Here is a 17,762-nt window from a genome sequence, read left to right on the forward strand (position 1 = left end):
CCTTGCGCTTATGCCGAGAATCAACCAAGCTCAAATAAAAACGTGGGCGTTTCACTGCAAGCTCAACACGTTATCAAAGCCCATCAAAGAAGCATGGATCGTTTTTATGACAATATTTACCGCAGCCGCTGGTCTCTCTAATCCGCACTTACAAACCTTAGTGCCACGGTTTATTAGAAAACAGGCGCTGTTTCATCCTCACTGGCAAACCTTAGAAACTCCCGATGGTGACTTTCTTGATCTTGCTTGGAGCGAATCACCAGACTGTGACAACCCAAGCAATGATGATCGAAGTAACAAGCCGATATTCGTTCTATTCCATGGTTTAGAAGGTAGCTTTGAGAGCCCTTACGCCAACGGATTGATGAATGCATTTGCTAAAGATGGTTGGTTATCGGTAATGATGCACTTCAGAGGCTGCAGCGGAAAACCCAATCGCCTAGCTCGTGCTTACCATTCAGGTGAGGTCGAAGATGCGCGCTTTTTCCTAAGACACCTACACGCCCAGTTTCCGAATAACCCGAAGGTTGCGGTTGGCATATCTTTAGGTGGGAACATGCTGGCGAACTATTTAGCTGAGTACGCAGACGACCCATTGCTGTCGGCGGCGACAATCGTATCTGCTCCATTTGACTTAGCGTGTTGCTCGAGTCGTATTGAGCGCGGTTTCTCCAAGCTTTATAAGAAGTACCTGCTCAACTCTCTAAAATCGAATGCGTTAAAAAAAGTTAACCTGCTACAGGAAAAACTTGGCATCACAGCTGAAGCCATCAAGAACATCACCAAACTGTATGAGTTTGATGAACGAATCACTGCACCGCTGCACGGCTTCAAAAATGCCCAAGATTATTATGCGCAATGTTCTGCGCTGCCTAAGCTCAACAAGATTAAACTGCCGACGCAGATCATTCATGCCAAAGACGACCCTTTCATGACCGATGATGTGATCCCAAAGTTCGTTCTACCCGATAACATCGATTATCGACTGTTCCAAAAAGGCGGACATGTTGGGTTTATTACTGGCAGCACACTCAAGCCAAGATTTTGGTTAGAAGAAGCCTTGCCTGCCTACTATGAAAGTATCCAAGATTCGGCATAATGACCGAGCCTTAGTAAATAGAAGCAAAACATTACTAAGCACACATATTTCTACATCAATAAACATATCTATGAACATATCCATGAACATAAAAGAGAGAAGTATTTATGATCATCCCATGGCAAGACATTGCGCCAGATACACTGGAAAACCTCATCAAAGAGTTCGTGCTGCGTGAAGGCACAGACTACGGCGACGTAGAGGTTTCACTGCAAAACAAGATTGACCAAGTGAAACATCAATTAGCTTCAGGAGAAATCAGCATCGTGTTTTCTGAACTCCATGAAACCGTTGATATTCAAGTCACAAAACGCTTCTAAGCTGCGCTCATAAAGGAGCCGTGTTATAGTGGTAAACGATTGCTAACAAGTAAGTTACTCAAAAGACAAGGGTTGTCATGTCCGCTAAACATCCAATTATTGCGGTGACGGGTTCATCTGGAGCCGGCACCACCACTACCTCAGAAGCCTTCCGTAAAATGTTCAATATGATGGACGTGAAGGCAGCTTGGGTTGAAGGGGATAGTTTCCATCGCTTCACACGTCCAGAGATGGATGTCGAGATCCGTAAAGCGCGCGAGCAAGGTAAGCACATCAGCTACTTTGGTCCTCAAGCCAACGACTTTGGTGCGCTAGAAGAGTTCTTCCGTAAATACGGTAACGAAGGTACAGGTAAAGTAAGAAGCTACCTGCACACCTTTGATGAAGCCGTGCCTTACAATCAAATGCCGGGCACCTTCACGCCATGGCAAGAGATCCCGGAAAATTCCGATGTGATGTTTTACGAAGGCTTGCACGGCGGTGTGGTTGATGGCGACATTAACGTTTCTCAACACGTCGATTTGCTGATCGGCATGGTGCCCATCGTAAACCTAGAGTGGATTCAAAAATTCGTTCGTGACACTCGCGATCGTGGTCACTCACGCGAAGCGGTAATGGACTCCATTGTTCGTTCAATGGATGATTACCTCAACTACATTACCCCGCAATTTTCGCGCACTCACATAAACTTTCAGCGTGTTCCAACCGTAGATACATCGAACCCACTCAACGCCAAAGGGATTCCAAGTTTAGACGAAAGCTTCGTAGTTATACGTTTGCGTGGCATCAAAAACGTCGATTTCCCCTACCTTCTGGCTATGATTGATGGCTCGTTTATGTCTCGTCATAACACGCTAGTGGTGCCAGGCGGCAAGATGAGTTTTGCTATGGAGCTCATTGTGAGGCCAATCCTGCAACAACTTATCGAAACCGGAAAAATAGGTTAACAAAACGACATTCTGGTTGATTACTTTTCATACCGTGATCATGTGCACAATTTTGCGTAAAAAATCGTAGCTTGGTCACGATTAAAATCAAGAAATAGTACCTGAAAAAGGATACTATTCTTAAACGAAACACAAGATAGCTTGCAGCACTCAACGAGTGCTCTTATCCTACAAGTCAATCCAGGCTTAGCTAAAATACGGAAAGCGGCAAGCATACCCTGCAGAGGAAGTGAGATATTATGGTTCTAGGTAAACCTCAAACCGATCCAACATTAGAGTGGTTCCTTTCACACTGTCATATTCATAAGTACCCTTCAAAAAGTACTTTGATTCATGCTGGTGAAAAGGCAGAAACCTTGTACTACATCGTTAAAGGTTCTGTGGCAGTTCTTATCAAAGACGAAGAAGGTAAGGAAATGATTCTCTCTTACCTAAACCAAGGCGACTTCATCGGTGAGCTTGGCTTGTTCGAAGAAGACCAAGAGCGTACTGCTTGGGTTCGTGCTAAATCTCCTTGTGAAGTAGCTGAAATTTCTTTCAAGAAATTCCGTCAACTTATCCAAGTGAACCCAGATATCCTAATGCGCCTTTCAGCGCAAATGGCAAACCGTCTACAAGTAACTAGCCAAAAGGTTGGTGACTTAGCGTTCCTTGACGTAACAGGTCGTATCGCTCAAACGCTACTAAACCTAGCGAAACAGCCAGATGCAATGACTCACCCTGACGGCATGCAAATCAAGATAACTCGTCAAGAGATTGGCCAGATCGTTGGTTGTTCTCGTGAGACAGTTGGTCGTATCTTGAAGATGCTAGAAGAGCAGAACCTAATTTCTGCACACGGTAAAACTATCGTGGTATACGGCACTCGTTAATCTCGATTAACTGAGCCAAAAATTTGAAAGCCACCAAATGCAAATTTGGTGGCTTTTTTGTTTTCTAAAGATCTATAGAACAGAAACGAGAAGAACTCACAGAATCCTATTTGTAAACTTCCTCGAAGCGAAGCGTACTCGCATATCTAGGATAAGTCCGTTCTCGTACCTTTTATTAACCGTTGGTGCTCTCAAAGATCTTATCCGCCGATGCGGCCACAAAACCTGTGTAAAGCTCACCGTTGACCATCGCATAACGCTTAGCGAACTCATAGAAACCACCAGGAATCATCTCATTGCCTTCAACAAATGAAACTGGGACTTTGTCTGCCATTGTTGATGATTGCTCTAATAAGACCTCTGGAGAGCCTTTAACCTCACCGCCAGATGCGTTGATAGTAAAGCCAGACTCGCTCAGGTAGTCATTCACCGCCTGCACTTCATCAAAGTTATTCAGCTGGTTCACACTTACCGTAAAGTGGTTTGCACCATATCCATGAGCCGCTAGCCAAGATGCGTATTCGCTCTCTTTAGCTAGTACTTGGAAATCAGCGAAGCTCAAATCCCATTGGCGACCACCAAACAAGAACTCATGACCTTGAAGCTTGCTTGCATCAACCTGCTCAACTAACTTAGCAACGATCTGTTGTAATTCACTAGAACACTCTTCGACCTTCAATTCACTAATGAACACTTTTGGCTGCTTCGGGTCTGGGTGCTCGTAGTGTTTAGCCACTAGCTTCTTGCTCTCAAACAGGTAGTCGCCACACGCCTTGTAACCCAGTTCCAGGAAAGGCTTAGCTAGTGTTTCAATACCGAGAGGGGCAACATTAAAAGTACGCAGTGCAATATGGTCGTTGATCAGCGCTTCATCTTCTTTCAGCAAGTGATGCACTTTCTCAGCCGATGGACACAGCCTGTGAATGTAATCGTCCCATAGTGATTTAAAGAGTAGATCGGGCGTCATGGTGACTCCTTGTCAGAGGTTCTAGCAAGCTAGTAATTTGGATTAGAAAGGGAGAGGCTGAGACACAGAGTCAGCAGCCATCAGCCTGTGACATACTTGTTCTATTATTATCTACCGCCCAATCTAGGTGTCGGACGTGATGGAAAAGGGAAGCGATAACACCACTTCCCTGTTTCAAGCTTAACCAATGAGCCTAAGACTCATTAGCCTAAATTAAAGCTCAATACCTGGGCTAAACGATGCTGGTAGTTGAGTTTCGCCACCTTCCATTGAAGCCATAGGGTAAGCACAGTAGTCAGCTGCGTAGTAAGCACTTGGACGTAGGTTGCCTGAAGCACCCGGACCACCAAACGGTGCATCACCACTTGCGCCTGTTAGCTGACGGTTACGGTTAACAATACCCGCACGGATATGGTCAACGAAGTATTCCCATTCAGAATCGTCTGTTGATACAAGGCCTGCAGACAAACCAAAGCGTGTGTCGTTAGCTAACTCGACCGCTTGCTCTAGCGATTGGTAACGAACCACTTGCAGCAATGGACCGAAGTACTCTTCATCTGGCAGGTCAGCAATATTGGTTGCATCGATAATGCCCGGAGAAACAAACGCCGCTTGACCCGCTTTTGCTTCTACTAGGCTGACACCACCTAACGATTGCAGATTAGCTTGCGCGTCTAGAATAAATTTAGCTGCAGCTTCAGAGATCTGAGGGCCCATGAAAGGTGCAGGTTCAGCGAATGGCTGATCGACACGAATCTTTTGCGTAGCTGCGACCAGTTTATCTAGAAGCAGATCGCCCTTCTCGCCAACAGGCACATACAAGCGACGAGCACATGTACAACGCTGACCCGCACTGATGAACGCCGATTGGATGATAGTGTATACCGTTGCGTCTGCATCACCGTATTGGTCGCTGATCACCATAGGGTTGTTGCCGCCCATTTCTAGTGCCAGCATCTTGCCCGGTTGGCCCGCGAATTGACGATGCAGGATATGACCAGTATTCGCACTACCCGTAAATAGCACGCCATCAAGACCTTTAGCATCAGCCAGTGCGATACCTGTCTCTTTAGCGCCTTGCACTAGGTTGATTACGCCAGCAGGAAGACCCGCTTCTTGCCATAGCTTCATTGCGAATTCACCCGTCCAAGGTGTCTGCTCTGAAGGCTTGAATACTACGGTGTTGCCCGATAGCAGAGCTGGAACAATATGACCGTTAGGTAGGTGACCTGGGAAGTTGTAAGGGCCAAATACAGCCATAACACCTAATGGACGATGACGCAGTACGATTTGGTTACCTGCCGCTTCACGCGAAGCTTCACCAGTACGCTCGTGGTATGCACGAATAGAGATAGCGATCTTGCCCGCCATCGCGCCCGCTTCAGTGCGAGTTTCCCAAATCGGTTTACCCGTCTCTTTTGCAATAATCTGTGCAATCTCTTCGCTGTTCTCTTTTACCTTCTCAGCAAAGTTCAACACGATCGCTTCACGCTCTGCAAAGCTCAATTTTTTCCAAACCAAGAAGGCTTCACGAGCTGCTGCTACTGCAGATTCAACCTGCGCTGGTGTTGCGCTATCACCCTGCCACACTACTTCATTGTTGTATGGGCTTACTGATGTCATGGCGTCACCTTGACCTGCCACCCACTGTCCTGCTATCCACTGAGTCATACTTCTATCCTTAAAATCTTCGACAGATAATCGCCGCTCTTACTGAGCCAACATGCGAACAAATTCGCCTTCTTTTACTTCAAGAGCGCTCGCTACTTCAGATGATAAAATCACTGTGTCGCTTGCTTGGTCATACGCACCTTTCGCGGCTACTGCGCGGAAGTTCTCAAACGAGGTATTACCAATTAGGAAGTCTTTAGAGCTAGAATGCTCTGCAATTTGAACCTGTGCTCTAATTGAGTGACGCACCGATTCGATGTTTCTTAGATCACACTCAACCGTTGGGCCTGCATCAAAGATATCGACATAGCCACGGTTAGTGAAACCTTCACGTTCCAACAACTTAAGTGCAGGGCGCGTATTGTCATGAACCTCTCCAATCACCGCCTGAGCTTCTTTGCTCAATAGGTTCACGTAGATAGGTAGCTTTGGCATTAGGTCAGCAATGAAACCTTTCTTACCTATACCGGTTAGGTAATCCGCAAGCGTGAAATCAATCGAGAAGAAATGCTCTTGCAGCCATTGCCAGAAAGGAGAATTACCTTCTGCATCCGATACACCACGCATCTCAGCAAAAATCGTTTTCGAAAAACGCTCTGGGTGCTCAGACATGATCAGGAAGCGACACTTCGACATCAAACGACCATTCAATCCACCACGGAAAGCTGGGCGCAAGAACAATGTGCAGATCTCACTGCATCCTGTGTAGTTATTACCGAAAGTCAGTAGCTTCACGACGTTATTCACGCCAAGCTTTTGCGATGAGTGAACCACTTTGCTGATGTGGTACGAATAAAACGGGACATCCCAGCCAATTGAGGCTTCAATGCCAGTCGTACCCGCAACTTCACCGGTTTCTGTGTCGAAGCCAACCATCAGGTAGCCTTCGTCACCGGGCTCAGTCACGTTTTGCTTGGCAAAGCTGTATTCAGAGTGAGTAATACGGTTAGTTAACAGTTCTTCGTTAACCGGAAGAGATGTGAATCCGTGACCAGATTCAACCGCGCAGGTATGCAGCGCATCGTAATCAGATAATTTTATTGGGCGAACAACTAGCATCAATATTCCCTCCAGATGCAAAATAGGCCCAAAACCAGAAGCTTGGGCCTTTAGCAGAACGTCATGGGAGCGCTCTATTGGCGATCATTCCTATGACGCCGCTCAGGCTAAACTAGCGTAGCGATTGCTTTGTCTAGTTTTGATAAGCCTTCTTCAATTTCTTGTGTAGTAATAACCAGTGATGGCGTGAAACGAACCACGTTTGCACCCGCAACCAGTACCATCAAGCCTTGTTCGCCTGCTGCTACCAATACGTCACGTGCACGGCCTTGCCACTCTTCGTTAAGTGCAGCACCTAGTAGTAGGCCTTTACCACGAACTTCACTGAAGATTTGGTACTTGTCGTTAATCTTAGCTAGACCATCGCGGAACAGAGCTTCACGCTCTTTCACGCCAGCTAATGTTTCAGGTTGGCTAACCACATCAACAACCGCCTCAGCAACAGCACACGCCAGTGGGTTACCACCGTAAGTAGAACCGTGCGTACCAACTTTTAGATGTGTCGCGAGTTCAGTGGTCGTAAGCATTGCACCGATAGGGAAACCACCACCTAGAGATTTAGCCGTGCTTAGAATATCTGGTGTCACACCTAGGCCTTGGTAAGCGTAAAAGTTACCGGTACGACCATTACCCGTTTGCACTTCATCAAAGATAAGCAGTGCATTGTGTTTATCACACAGTTCACGAACCGTGTTCACGAATTCAGACGTTGGAGAGATGATACCGCCCTCGCCTTGCAGAGGTTCCATCATGATTGCACAAGTACGATCAGAGATGTGCGCTTCTAGCGCTGCAATATCGTTGTAAGGCAGGTGAGTCACATCGCCCGGTTTAGGACCGAAACCATCAGAGTAAGCTTCTTGACCACCAACCGTTACGGTAAAGAAAGTACGACCGTGGAAACCTTGTTTGAATGCAATGATTTCAGATTTCTCAGGACAGTGAACATCCGCCGCCCAACGACGAGCTAGCTTCAATGCTGCTTCATTCGCTTCTGCGCCAGAGTTGGCAAAGAATACTTTTTCTGCAAAACATACGTCGGTTAGCTTTTTCGCTAGACGCAGTGCAGGTTCGTTGGTCATCACGTTACTTAGGTGCCAAATCTTGTTTGCTTGCTCAGTAACTGCGTTAACCATTGCCGGGTGACAGTGACCCAAACAGCTCACAGCGATACCACCAGCAAAGTCGATATACTCTCGGCCTTGTTGGTCCCAAACGCGTGCGCCTTCCCCTTTTACTGGGATCATTTCCATTGGGTTATAACAAGGCACCATCACCTCATTAAACAGACTACGTTCTACTTTATTTTCCACTGTCATCGTACATTCCTTCTCGATACCGCAAGCTTCGCAAATAAGCGTAATGGTTCATAAGTGAGACAAAGATATTTTGTCTCGCCATAATCCCGCTGCAGCATTATATTTACATTTAATTAACCTTTTCAATAGTAGATTATTCTTTAGCCATCCCTCACAACCAGCTAAACGTCACTACCTATGACTATTTATGCATCAATTAATCTGTTTTATGAAGCTTTTTTTACCTAAACGTATGACTAGTAATAGCAAAGCCTTACTGGCACAGCGGTATATAGGGTTCGAGAGGAAATAACGCGAATAATTTTGCATAGGCTAAAAACTTAGCGAAGCGAGAGAGAAATGTTATAAAAAGTGATCGGCGTCAGAGGGAGAGAGACGCGTAAAGCCCGAATTTAAACGCTTAACGAATGGGCTGACAGGTTTAACTGGCTTATTTAGGCGGAGAAAGGGTCAAATTTAAACACTTAGCGTGCTAGGAAGTTAGCGAGAAGTTGGTGTCCTTGCTCTGTTTTAATCGATTCAGGGTGAAATTGCACCGCATCAATCGGCAAGGTTTTGTGTTGATAACCCATGATCTCATCCATGCTGCCATCTTCAAACTCCGTCCAAGACGTCAGTTCAAAGCAATCTGGTAGCGTGCCATTTTTCACCACTAGTGAGTGGTAACGTGTCACGGTCAATGGGTTGTTCAATCCCTGAAAAACACTCTTGCCATTGTGGCGTATCGGAGAGGTTTTACCGTGCATCACTTGTCTGGCTCTCACCACTTCACCACCAAACACTTGGGCAATGGCTTGATGACCAAGACACACTCCTAAGAGCGGCAGTTTACCAACGAAGTGTTCGATGACTTGTAGAGAAATGCCCGCATCATCCGGTGTACAAGGACCCGGCGAGATAACAAGATGACTAGGATTTAGCGCTTCGATGCCCGCAATATCAATCTCATCGTTGCGAACAACTTTTACAGTTACCCCTAACTCACAGAAATACTGATACAAGTTATAGGTAAAGGAGTCGTAGTTATCGATGATAAGTAACATGGGTCGAAATCGTTTGCTAAATACTAAAGGATTGGGAGATATAGGGGCGGTATTGTGCAATACCCATAGCGAAAGGCAAGTGGAAACTGCATTTCGCCAATAATTAAGGCCAACCTAAGTTGACCTTAATTGTTTACAGATAGCCTTAAGTTACCTGAATTGGCTTGCTTGTATGGCTTGCCAATCTACTTACGATTTAGCTACTTGCGACGACGCCACATTGCTAGACCAAACAATGACATCAATGCACCCAAGCCGAATGAACCGCCGACTCTGAGCTCAAGAACCGCAGGATCATGATCCGATGAACGGAAGTGATCTTGGTACTTAGGCAGATCGCCTTTATACTCTTCGTTGTAGTCAAACAACGTCGATTCGCCACCGTTAATGTGCCAGTCAGTTGCATCCACAACCATGTCTTTCAGGCTGTCGCTGATCAACAGGTGATCCAGTGCGCCCACTTCGTCATTGTATGAGTAGCTCCAGCTGTCTGGGTGCTTTTGAGCCACAGCATTAATGTAACCGTAGTTCTTAGTAATCACCGCGCCGTTATCACCAAACTGTTCAACACCATCAATGTAAGTGTTACGAGCCGCTTTGATTTGCTTACCGTATTTCTCTTCAGAGTAATCCGTTAGCACCAGCATTGGATCTTCCATGCCGTACGAGTTCATATCACCCAGGATCACTTTGTGACCTTTGATACCATCGAGCGCTTCACCCAGTGCCACCGCCGCAGCTACGCGGAAGTTCTCACATGAGCCTTGCTTGTCGGCATCAACACCACCTTGACCACCCTGTTCAACCGGTGCTGCATCTTCCCAACACTTAGAGCCTTTAGATTTAAAGTGGTTAATCGCTACGGTCAGTTTCTCTTTGGTACCTTTGACCTTGAAAGTTGGCGCTAATGAGTCACGCTGGTAGTTCTTACCGTCCTCAATCACCTTACCTGAATCGTCTAACACCTCTGGTGCTTGTTGGCTTGGCATCGCGATAACGCGGCTGTCTTTTAGCTTAACTACCTTCTTACGGTAAATAACACCCGTTGTGATTACGTCAGTACCAATCGAGTCCATCTCGTCGGTTACGCCATCTTCATTTGAATCAACAGCGACAAACGTATAACGGTCTTTCTTACGCTCAATGCGATCATTCAGCTGGTTAACAAGCTGTTGAATCGCTGAACCTTCACCAAAGCCGTTGTTCTCAATTTCCATCAAACCAATGATGTCAGCGTCTAGACGAAGAATCGCGTTCACAATCTTCTCTTGCTGCATTTCAAACTCAGTGATGGTGTTCGCGCCACGGTTGTTGCCGTGCTGGTTCGCGTCACCGCCAAATGGAGAGTTGAAGTAGTTCAATACATTGAAGGTCGCAATACGCAGGTCACCTTCATCCATGTCTGGTTTGTCAGTACGTGGGTCGTTACGAACGAAGTTTTCAGCCGAGATCTGGTTAGTCGCAATTAAACGGTATTCACCGTAGCTGTAAGTCAACACACCTTCTAGGCCGACAATGGTGTCATCGATACGGATGTAGTCTTCGGTCGAACCATCTTGGTCGATGTCGGTACGGCCAAAATCTGGGTAGAAAGGAACTTGTCCGTCACCCGCTTTTTGATCCGTTTCAACGAAAAGGCGACGATCAGCGTTGTCTTCTGTTTGTTGTTTCGCTTCATCAGAACCGGCAGCAAAAAGCTGGTTCGGCTGCATGTTGATACGCTCATGGGCTAATACCATGTTGTTACGACGACCTGCGTAGTCATAAACGAAGGTACGCGTCACTCGCATATCAAGCGCTTCGGTTGTTTTCAGCAACATGCCTTCGTAGCGTTCAAGCGTTGCAGCGAAGTTCTCATCACTGTCTAGCGCTTCAATCGCCGTCGCTTCAGGGGATTGCTGTTCGCCCTGCTTTAGCCATTGGTTGTTTTCAACTTTAAGCTGAGTGTGGCTGTAGTATTCTTGAACCTTACCTTTCACACACACCACATCACCCGCAACTAAATCTGAGCTTGACTGGTTAGTGTGAATAAATAGACCTTCAGAGGTACTTGAATTGAAGTCATCCTCAATCGCTTGCAGATAGAAGCCTTTGGTTAGGCCAGTAGTCACTGCGCTAACTACACCTTTTACGAAGTATTCATCGTCGGTGATGTACGGGTAGCCATCGATGAACGGTGATGTTGCACCCTCGCCTTGGATCTCTTGAATGGTGGTAAATACCGGGTCTGAGCCATCTTCTGTACAAGTAAAGGCTTCTGGCAGCTCAACACTGTCTAGTGAACCTAGCCCTTCAATACTGTCTTTTGGTAGCGATACCCATTGTGAAGCATCAAACGTCGCAGAAGGTGTTTGTGTCGCACGAACCAAAGTAACATCTTTGCCCCAGTCCACATCGCCCATCAAACCAACAACATCATGCACCGAACCATCTGCATTCAAGATAGCTAGCGGGTCGTCACCATTATGATTAGCCAATGAAGCATTTAGAATGTCAGCGACCGCCTTAATCTCATCACTAGCACTGGTATGAGCAACAACAAGCACCTCACCGGGCGCTAAAACGTGGCCATCTAAAGGTAAAGTGGCGCCCCATGATCCGTTGCCATTGGCAGACTTCGCCAGTGAGTAACCATCTAAGTTAATGCTGCTATCGCCGTTATTGGCGATCTCAACCGCTTTGTTGTAGCTGCCGCCTTCCACATATTGTGAAATAAACAAATCAGCGTGTGCGCTTGTGGTTAACAAGCTACCAATTGCCACTGCTAGCAATGAAGGTTTGTGTAAAAGAGCCATCCGTTTCACCTGAGTTCATTGATTTATAGTCACTGCCATCTATGGGCAGTCATGTATTTTGTGGTAACTATCAGGTTTATTTATGAAAGGAATAAGTCAGTTGGCAAGAAAATGAGGAACTTATCACTTTGGAATCATCAATTGTTTGGCACGTTATATATTTCCAACATATATAGAAATGAGTATGAATTTATAAAGTTCAGAAGTGCTGAATAAGATCATCTGCACAGCATTAATATGATGGATATGCTAGTCAGATACTGCGTAAATTATCAATTCAAACAAGGGGTTTTCGAGGAAGGTAAATGGAATGGGCATTAAAAAGCCCAAAGTAAACAAAAGCTACTTTGGGCTCAAATTTTCAAGCGAGTCGTGTTAGTTCACCCTATGGGCGAGTAACAAAACCTACTGCTTCGTATGCTTTTTTCAGTGTTACTGCAGCACGCTCAGACGCTTTTTCAGCACCCGCTTTCATTACTGCGTCCATGTAAGCACGATCAGCACGGATACGGTGGTATTCAGCTTGAATCGGCTCAAGCATCTCAACTAATGCTGCGCCTACATCTTTCTTGAATGGACCGTACATCTCAACACCTTGGTATTGCGCTTCGATCTCTTCAAACGTTTTACCTGTCGCTGCTGAGTAAAGACCCATTAGGTTAGAGATACCCGCTTTGTTTTCCCAATCGTGAGCAATACGTGGCGGTGTTTCTGCATCAGTTTGCGCTTTGTTGATCTTCTTGATGATCGACTTAGGCTCTTCTAACAGAGTAATCACGTTCTTACGGTTATCATCCGACTTAGACATCTTCTTAGTCGCATCTTGCAGGCTCATTACACGTGCATTCACTGTTGGAATGTAAGGTTCTGGCACTTGGAAGATTGGCGTTTCAGGACCGTAGATGTTGTTGAAACGAGTTGCGATATCACGCGCTAGCTCTAGGTGTTGTTTCTGGTCACTACCTACTGGCACTTGGTGAGCACCGTAAAGCAGGATGTCTGCAGCCATCAACACTGGGTAGTCGTATAGGCCTACGTTTACGTCGTTTGAGTGACGTGCAGACTTATCTTTAAACTGAGTCATACGGCTCAGTTCACCCATTTGCGTGTAACAGTTAAGAAGCCAACCAAGTTGAGCATGCTCTGGTACGTGTGACTGAACAAATAGCGTGCTCTTCTTTGGATCAACACCGACAGCAAGACAGATTGCGAGTGCGTCTAGAGTCGCTTCATGCAGTGCTTTCGGGTCTTGGCGAACCGTAATTGCGTGAAGGTCTACAACACAGTATTGGCAATCGTAATCATCTTGCATCTGTTGCCATTGACGTAGAGCACCCAAGTAGTTACCGATACTTAGTTCACCAGATGGTTGAACACCACTCAATACGATGGGCTTGCTCATGGTTTTAATTCCTTTGCTTATTCGCTAAGTTTATTGAACGCTTAGCTTCTTAACTTAAATATAGAAAAGCCGCACAGCTCTTTCTGCGCGGCTCATCCAGTGTACTCATTGATAAGTATTTTGCTAGTGGGTTAGCTAACTTTTGTCCGCTTTATGCTGAAACTAGAACGACATCTAGTAATTGAGCAACGTTATCCGCCACATAGTCAGGGTTTGATGCTGAAATTGGCTCACCGTGATTGTAGCCATAAGTCAGACCAAACGAGTAGCAACCCGCATTCTTAGCCGCTTTGATGTCGTTGCTTGAATCACCAACCATCAACATCTCTTCCGCTTTAACGTTGTGCTTTTCTAGCAACCAGTTCAGCGCTACTGGATTCGGTTTTTTCTCTGGGAAAGAGTCGCCGCCTAAAACATCAACAAAGTACTTATCGATACCGTGTTGCGCCAGAACGTCGGGTACAAACTTCGATGGTTTGTTGGTCACAAGCGCCATAGTGAAACCCGCATTATGCAGCTCTGCCAGCGTCTCTTTTACTGATGGGTAAAGGTGGCTCAGCTTGTGGCCGCCCTGCTCGTAGAAATCATCAAACAAGATGCGTGCTTTCTTCAGCAGCTCAGGATCTAGGCTTGGATCAACAGTTAGGTTACGGCTGAGTGAACGCCCGATAAGCACGTCAGCACCATTGCCAACATAGTCGCGAACTTGTTCTTCACTCACTGAAGGGAAACACAGCTCCTGACAAGCTTGGTCAGCGGCGACAGCTAAATCAGGCACGCTGTCTAACAAGGTTCCATCCAAATCAAAGGCGATCAGTTTTATTGAGCTTAATGACATCTTACTTTCCTATTAATTATATTCGTCTTATGTGTTGAGCGATAAGACGTAAAAAAGGGGCCAATGAGCCCCTTAATATTCAATCTATCTGTAGTTTTACGATTATGCGTTTACTTTTGCAAGCTCTGCACGCATCTCATCAATCACTTCTTTGTAATCCGGTTGGTTGAAGATAGCAGAACCCGCAACGAACATATCTGCACCCGCTTCTGCGATTTCACGGATGTTATCCACCTTCACACCGCCATCAATCTCAAGGCGAATGTCGCGGCCTGACTCATCAATCAGCTTACGAACAGCACGTAGTTTATCTAGCGTGTGAGGAATGAAAGATTGACCGCCGAAGCCAGGGTTCACAGACATTAGTAGAATCATGTCTACTTTGTCCATGATGTAATCTAGGCAAGAAAGCGGTGTTGCAGGGTTAAGAACCACACCCGCTTTACAGCCGTGCTCTTTGATGAGCTGTAGAGTGCGATCGATGTGCTCTGAAGCTTCAACGTGGAAGGTAATCATTGATGCGCCCGCTTTTGCAAACTCAGGAACAATACTGTCCACAGGCTTAACCATAAGGTGCACATCGATAGGAGCAGTAATACCGTAGTCGCGCAGCGCTTTACAAATAGGCGCGCCAAAAGTCAGGTTAGGTACGTAGTGGTTGTCCATCACATCGAAGTGCACAACATCAGCACCAGCTGCGAGTACTTTTTCTACGTCTTCACCAAGACGAGCAAAATCTGCAGACAAAATCGATGGAGCGATTAGAAAATCTTTCATACCAAACCTCTTAAGAGTGAGTAAATTACGAATGTCACCGTCTTAGTGATATCTCATACACAAATACAAGACTCAAGCCCAAGACTATTTGGTGTGCAATTCTACCTAAGCACCTAAGCAGATCCTAGCAGTTCGAAAGATTAGTTTAAGAAAGTATCCGTTGGTCACTCAATTTAATGAGTTTAGCGGCTGTTCTGACCAGAACTATTCCGCTGATGTGTGTTGCTGGTTTTTCTCTTTATGGAAAAGCGCCAGCAGCTCATCAACTTTATTACGCCCAGCGCCATTACGGCTGATGGTGCGTTTCACCTTGACCACGTTTAACTCAGCACCATGATATAAGCGACGCGTTAGTGTCGTATCGTGGTTTGAAATCAAAACAGGAATACCACGCTCCATTGCTGCTTTTTCAGCAACATCCGCCAATGCAGCTTGGTCATCTAAGCTAAAGCCATTACCTGCGTATGAGGTAAAGTTAGCCGTGTTCGACAACGGTGCGTATGGAGGATCGCAGTAAACCACACAGCCTTTGCGCGCGCGGCTAAAGGTTTCATGGTATCCCTCACAGACGAAGGTGGCCTTTTTCGCTTTCTCGGCAAAAAACTCCAGCTCGGCTTCTGGGAAGTAAGGTTTTTTGTAAGAACCAAATGGGACGTTAAAACCGCCCTTCTTGTTGTAACGACATAGGCCATTAAAGCCAAATCGATTCATATACAAGAAAGCCAACGAACGATACATGACGTTATCTGTACCATTGAACTCAGCGCGAATATCTAAGAAGGCTTCTTTGCGGTTGTTCTCAGGACAGAACCAGCGCTTCGCTTCCGTGATATAAGTTTCAGGATCGGTTTTAAGTAGGTTGTACAGGTTGATAAGATCGGGGTTGATATCTGCAAGCAGGTACTGTTCAAAGTCAGTATTCAGAAATACTGAGCCGGCACCGACAAACGGTTCTACCAATTTACGAGCAGGTGGCAGGTGACGTTGGATGTCTTCAACTAGGCCATATTTACCACCAGCCCATTTTAGAAAGGCACGCTGCTTTTTCATTTACTGCTCTATCTATCAACTCAAAAATAAGGCTGCGGAATGTAACATATTTTGAGGCTAAGCTCAGGGTTATTTCGCACGTTCTATCTCTCGATGCACTTGATTCATCGATTTTGCCCAAGGTTCCAACTGTTGAAGGGGTTTTGATAACGCACTTACCGCGTCTCGCGCCACTTGAATCGTTGGGTAATCTTGATAAGTGATGATAAACCACTTGGTGTCGTTACGAAGTGTTGGGTAAATACGAACCTTGTTCTCAAGGTCATATTCTTCAATGAAGGATTGCACATCCTCCAATGAGGTCATCGCACTCAACTGCAAGGTATACGCGCGCGGCGAGATAGCTTGTAACTCTTCACGAGCAAATGAGAAGGTAATCTTTTTAGTCGGCGGTGTTGAATCAGTTAGATCTGATTCTTCATCAACTGTTGGTTGTGGTTCGGCTTGTGCTGCATCAGGTTGCGCGCTAGCCGCTGCCTCTGTATTTTCCTCAACAGCCGCATCAATCGCGCTGGTATCGGCACTTTCAGGCTTATCATCAAGCAGAGCATCAACCACGTCAGAGGTGATCACAACGCGTTGCTGATCTTGTTCCACTTCCCCAACACTCGCGGTATCTTCAACGACAGTTGGCGGCAAAGATGAGCTATCGTCGTCAGCGCCTTGGTAACTCATGTCAGCTTCGGTTTCAGAATCTACCATTCCGTCGATACCAGCTTGCTCGGTACCACTTTCCACTTCAAAAGTTGGGATAGCTGTCTGTTCAATCGGTGCGATAAGCGACTGCGCTTTATCGTCTGGTGTTGGCTGACTGAACATCCACCAATAGCCGCCACCAATTAAAACCAACAACAAGGCCACCACAATCGCGATATTGATCGGTGAGCCAATAATTGAGCGAATAATAATCCTTTTTTCCACTTTCAATTCTCCTAAAGCCATTAACTCACCGGGCAGAGGTTGCGCTTTACTAAACGCACGTCGCACGCGAGTTTCAGACTCATCATCAACATATCGAATCACCAGTGATTCAAAGAAATGTTCAGCTTCTGGTTGCGAAAGGTCATCGATCTCGAGATCGATAGGCTTGTGTTGTTGACCGTAACTCAAACGCGTTAATAACGTATCTAAGTGGCCAGGTTCCGAGAAGAGAACGATATTGATCGTCCATTGAGGGTTTGATTGAGCTTCTAGTACCAACATCCATAATTCGGATACCAATAGCTCAGAAAGTCGTTGGGCATCATCAACGACGATAACCACATTACACGGCTCTCCATCCAGTAACCTAGTCAGGCTATCTGATAAAGAATCATGTTGATTAAACAGGGGATCAGAAACAATTTGGCTAAGAATAAGCGCGCGGCGTTGTTGATCGTCTTGGCTTGGATGACAAAGCAGTAAACACTGATTTTTTTCAGTCGACCACGCTTCCAGATAACGCTGAGCTAACCAAGAACGGCCCGAGCCAGTTTTACCAGCAACCGTGACTAGGTTTGAACCAAAGTTAGTCAAAAGCTGTAAGCGCTCTAGCAGCTCAACTTGAGATTCTAACTCTAATACTCTTAATTCATGAGCCAAACTCATTGGGGATCCCTACTGA

The 17,762-nt window shown here is 45.9% G+C and carries 15 protein-coding genes; 4 read left to right on the plus strand and 11 right to left on the minus strand.

What is annotated here, in order from left to right:
- Positions 1–106 precede the first annotated feature (106 nt).
- From CWO13_RS20345 to crp, 4 genes are all read left to right on the plus strand, one after another.
- Positions 107–1,099, plus strand: a complete 993-nt coding sequence (locus tag CWO13_RS20345; RefSeq protein ID WP_048659215.1) for a hydrolase — start codon at positions 107–109, stop codon at positions 1,097–1,099.
- A gap of 107 nt (positions 1,100–1,206) precedes the next feature.
- Positions 1,207–1,419 carry a YheU family protein gene (locus CWO13_RS20350; protein ID WP_108083437.1) on the plus strand — a complete coding sequence of 71 codons (213 nt, stop codon included), beginning with the start codon at positions 1,207–1,209 and terminating at the stop codon, positions 1,417–1,419.
- A gap of 77 nt (positions 1,420–1,496) precedes the next feature.
- On the plus strand, positions 1,497–2,366 hold the full coding sequence (locus tag CWO13_RS20355; RefSeq protein WP_010435210.1) for a phosphoribulokinase: 870 nt from the start codon (positions 1,497–1,499) through the stop codon (positions 2,364–2,366).
- A 239-nt stretch (positions 2,367–2,605) separates the two neighbouring features.
- On the plus strand, positions 2,606–3,238 hold the full coding sequence (crp, locus tag CWO13_RS20360; protein WP_004729651.1) for a cAMP-activated global transcriptional regulator CRP: 633 nt from the start codon (positions 2,606–2,608) through the stop codon (positions 3,236–3,238).
- Between the two features lie 175 nt (positions 3,239–3,413).
- On the opposite strand, the gene CWO13_RS20365 is transcribed toward crp, so the two are convergent.
- From CWO13_RS20365 to CWO13_RS20415, 11 genes are all read right to left on the minus strand, one after another.
- Entirely contained in the window at positions 3,414–4,205 is a 792-nt protein-coding gene (locus CWO13_RS20365; RefSeq protein ID WP_048659154.1) for a DUF1338 domain-containing protein, read from the minus strand.
- Positions 4,206–4,418: 213 nt separating this feature from the next.
- Positions 4,419–5,876, minus strand: coding sequence for a succinylglutamate-semialdehyde dehydrogenase (gene astD / locus CWO13_RS20370; RefSeq protein WP_048662992.1), 1,458 nt, complete (start codon positions 5,874–5,876; stop codon positions 4,419–4,421).
- Positions 5,877–5,915: 39 nt separating this feature from the next.
- Entirely contained in the window at positions 5,916–6,935 is a 1,020-nt protein-coding gene (astA, locus tag CWO13_RS20375; protein WP_102433297.1) for an arginine N-succinyltransferase, read from the minus strand.
- 107 nt (positions 6,936–7,042) lie between these two features.
- On the minus strand, positions 7,043–8,254 hold the full coding sequence (locus CWO13_RS20380) for an aspartate aminotransferase family protein (protein WP_108083438.1): 1,212 nt from the start codon (positions 8,252–8,254) through the stop codon (positions 7,043–7,045).
- Positions 8,255–8,718: 464 nt separating this feature from the next.
- Positions 8,719–9,297 carry an aminodeoxychorismate/anthranilate synthase component II gene (locus CWO13_RS20385; protein ID WP_048605375.1) on the minus strand — a complete coding sequence of 193 codons (579 nt, stop codon included), beginning with the start codon at positions 9,295–9,297 and terminating at the stop codon, positions 8,719–8,721.
- Between the two features lie 200 nt (positions 9,298–9,497).
- Positions 9,498–12,092, minus strand: coding sequence for an ExeM/NucH family extracellular endonuclease (locus CWO13_RS20390; RefSeq protein WP_108083439.1), 2,595 nt, complete (start codon positions 12,090–12,092; stop codon positions 9,498–9,500).
- Positions 12,093–12,477: 385 nt separating this feature from the next.
- The gene (gene trpS, locus CWO13_RS20395; protein WP_016796005.1) at positions 12,478–13,494 is read right to left on the minus strand and encodes a tryptophan--tRNA ligase; all 1,017 of its coding nucleotides are present in this window, start codon (positions 13,492–13,494) and stop codon (positions 12,478–12,480) included.
- Positions 13,495–13,645: 151 nt separating this feature from the next.
- Positions 13,646–14,332, minus strand: coding sequence for a phosphoglycolate phosphatase (locus CWO13_RS20400; RefSeq protein WP_102433299.1), 687 nt, complete (start codon positions 14,330–14,332; stop codon positions 13,646–13,648).
- A 102-nt stretch (positions 14,333–14,434) separates the two neighbouring features.
- Complete coding sequence (rpe, locus tag CWO13_RS20405; RefSeq protein ID WP_017068835.1) at positions 14,435–15,109, minus strand: ribulose-phosphate 3-epimerase; 675 nt, start codon at positions 15,107–15,109, stop codon at positions 14,435–14,437.
- Positions 15,110–15,313: 204 nt separating this feature from the next.
- A complete protein-coding gene (locus CWO13_RS20410) occupies positions 15,314–16,159 on the minus strand; it encodes a Dam family site-specific DNA-(adenine-N6)-methyltransferase (protein WP_048659159.1) in 846 nt (281 codons plus the stop codon).
- A 69-nt stretch (positions 16,160–16,228) separates the two neighbouring features.
- Positions 16,229–17,746 carry an SPOR domain-containing protein gene (locus CWO13_RS20415; RefSeq protein WP_055319910.1) on the minus strand — a complete coding sequence of 506 codons (1,518 nt, stop codon included), beginning with the start codon at positions 17,744–17,746 and terminating at the stop codon, positions 16,229–16,231.
- Positions 17,747–17,762: the final 16 nt, after the last annotated feature.

It is taken from the genome of Vibrio sp. ZF 223, assembly GCF_003050585.1.
Classification (GTDB): domain Bacteria; phylum Pseudomonadota; class Gammaproteobacteria; order Enterobacterales; family Vibrionaceae; genus Vibrio; species Vibrio crassostreae.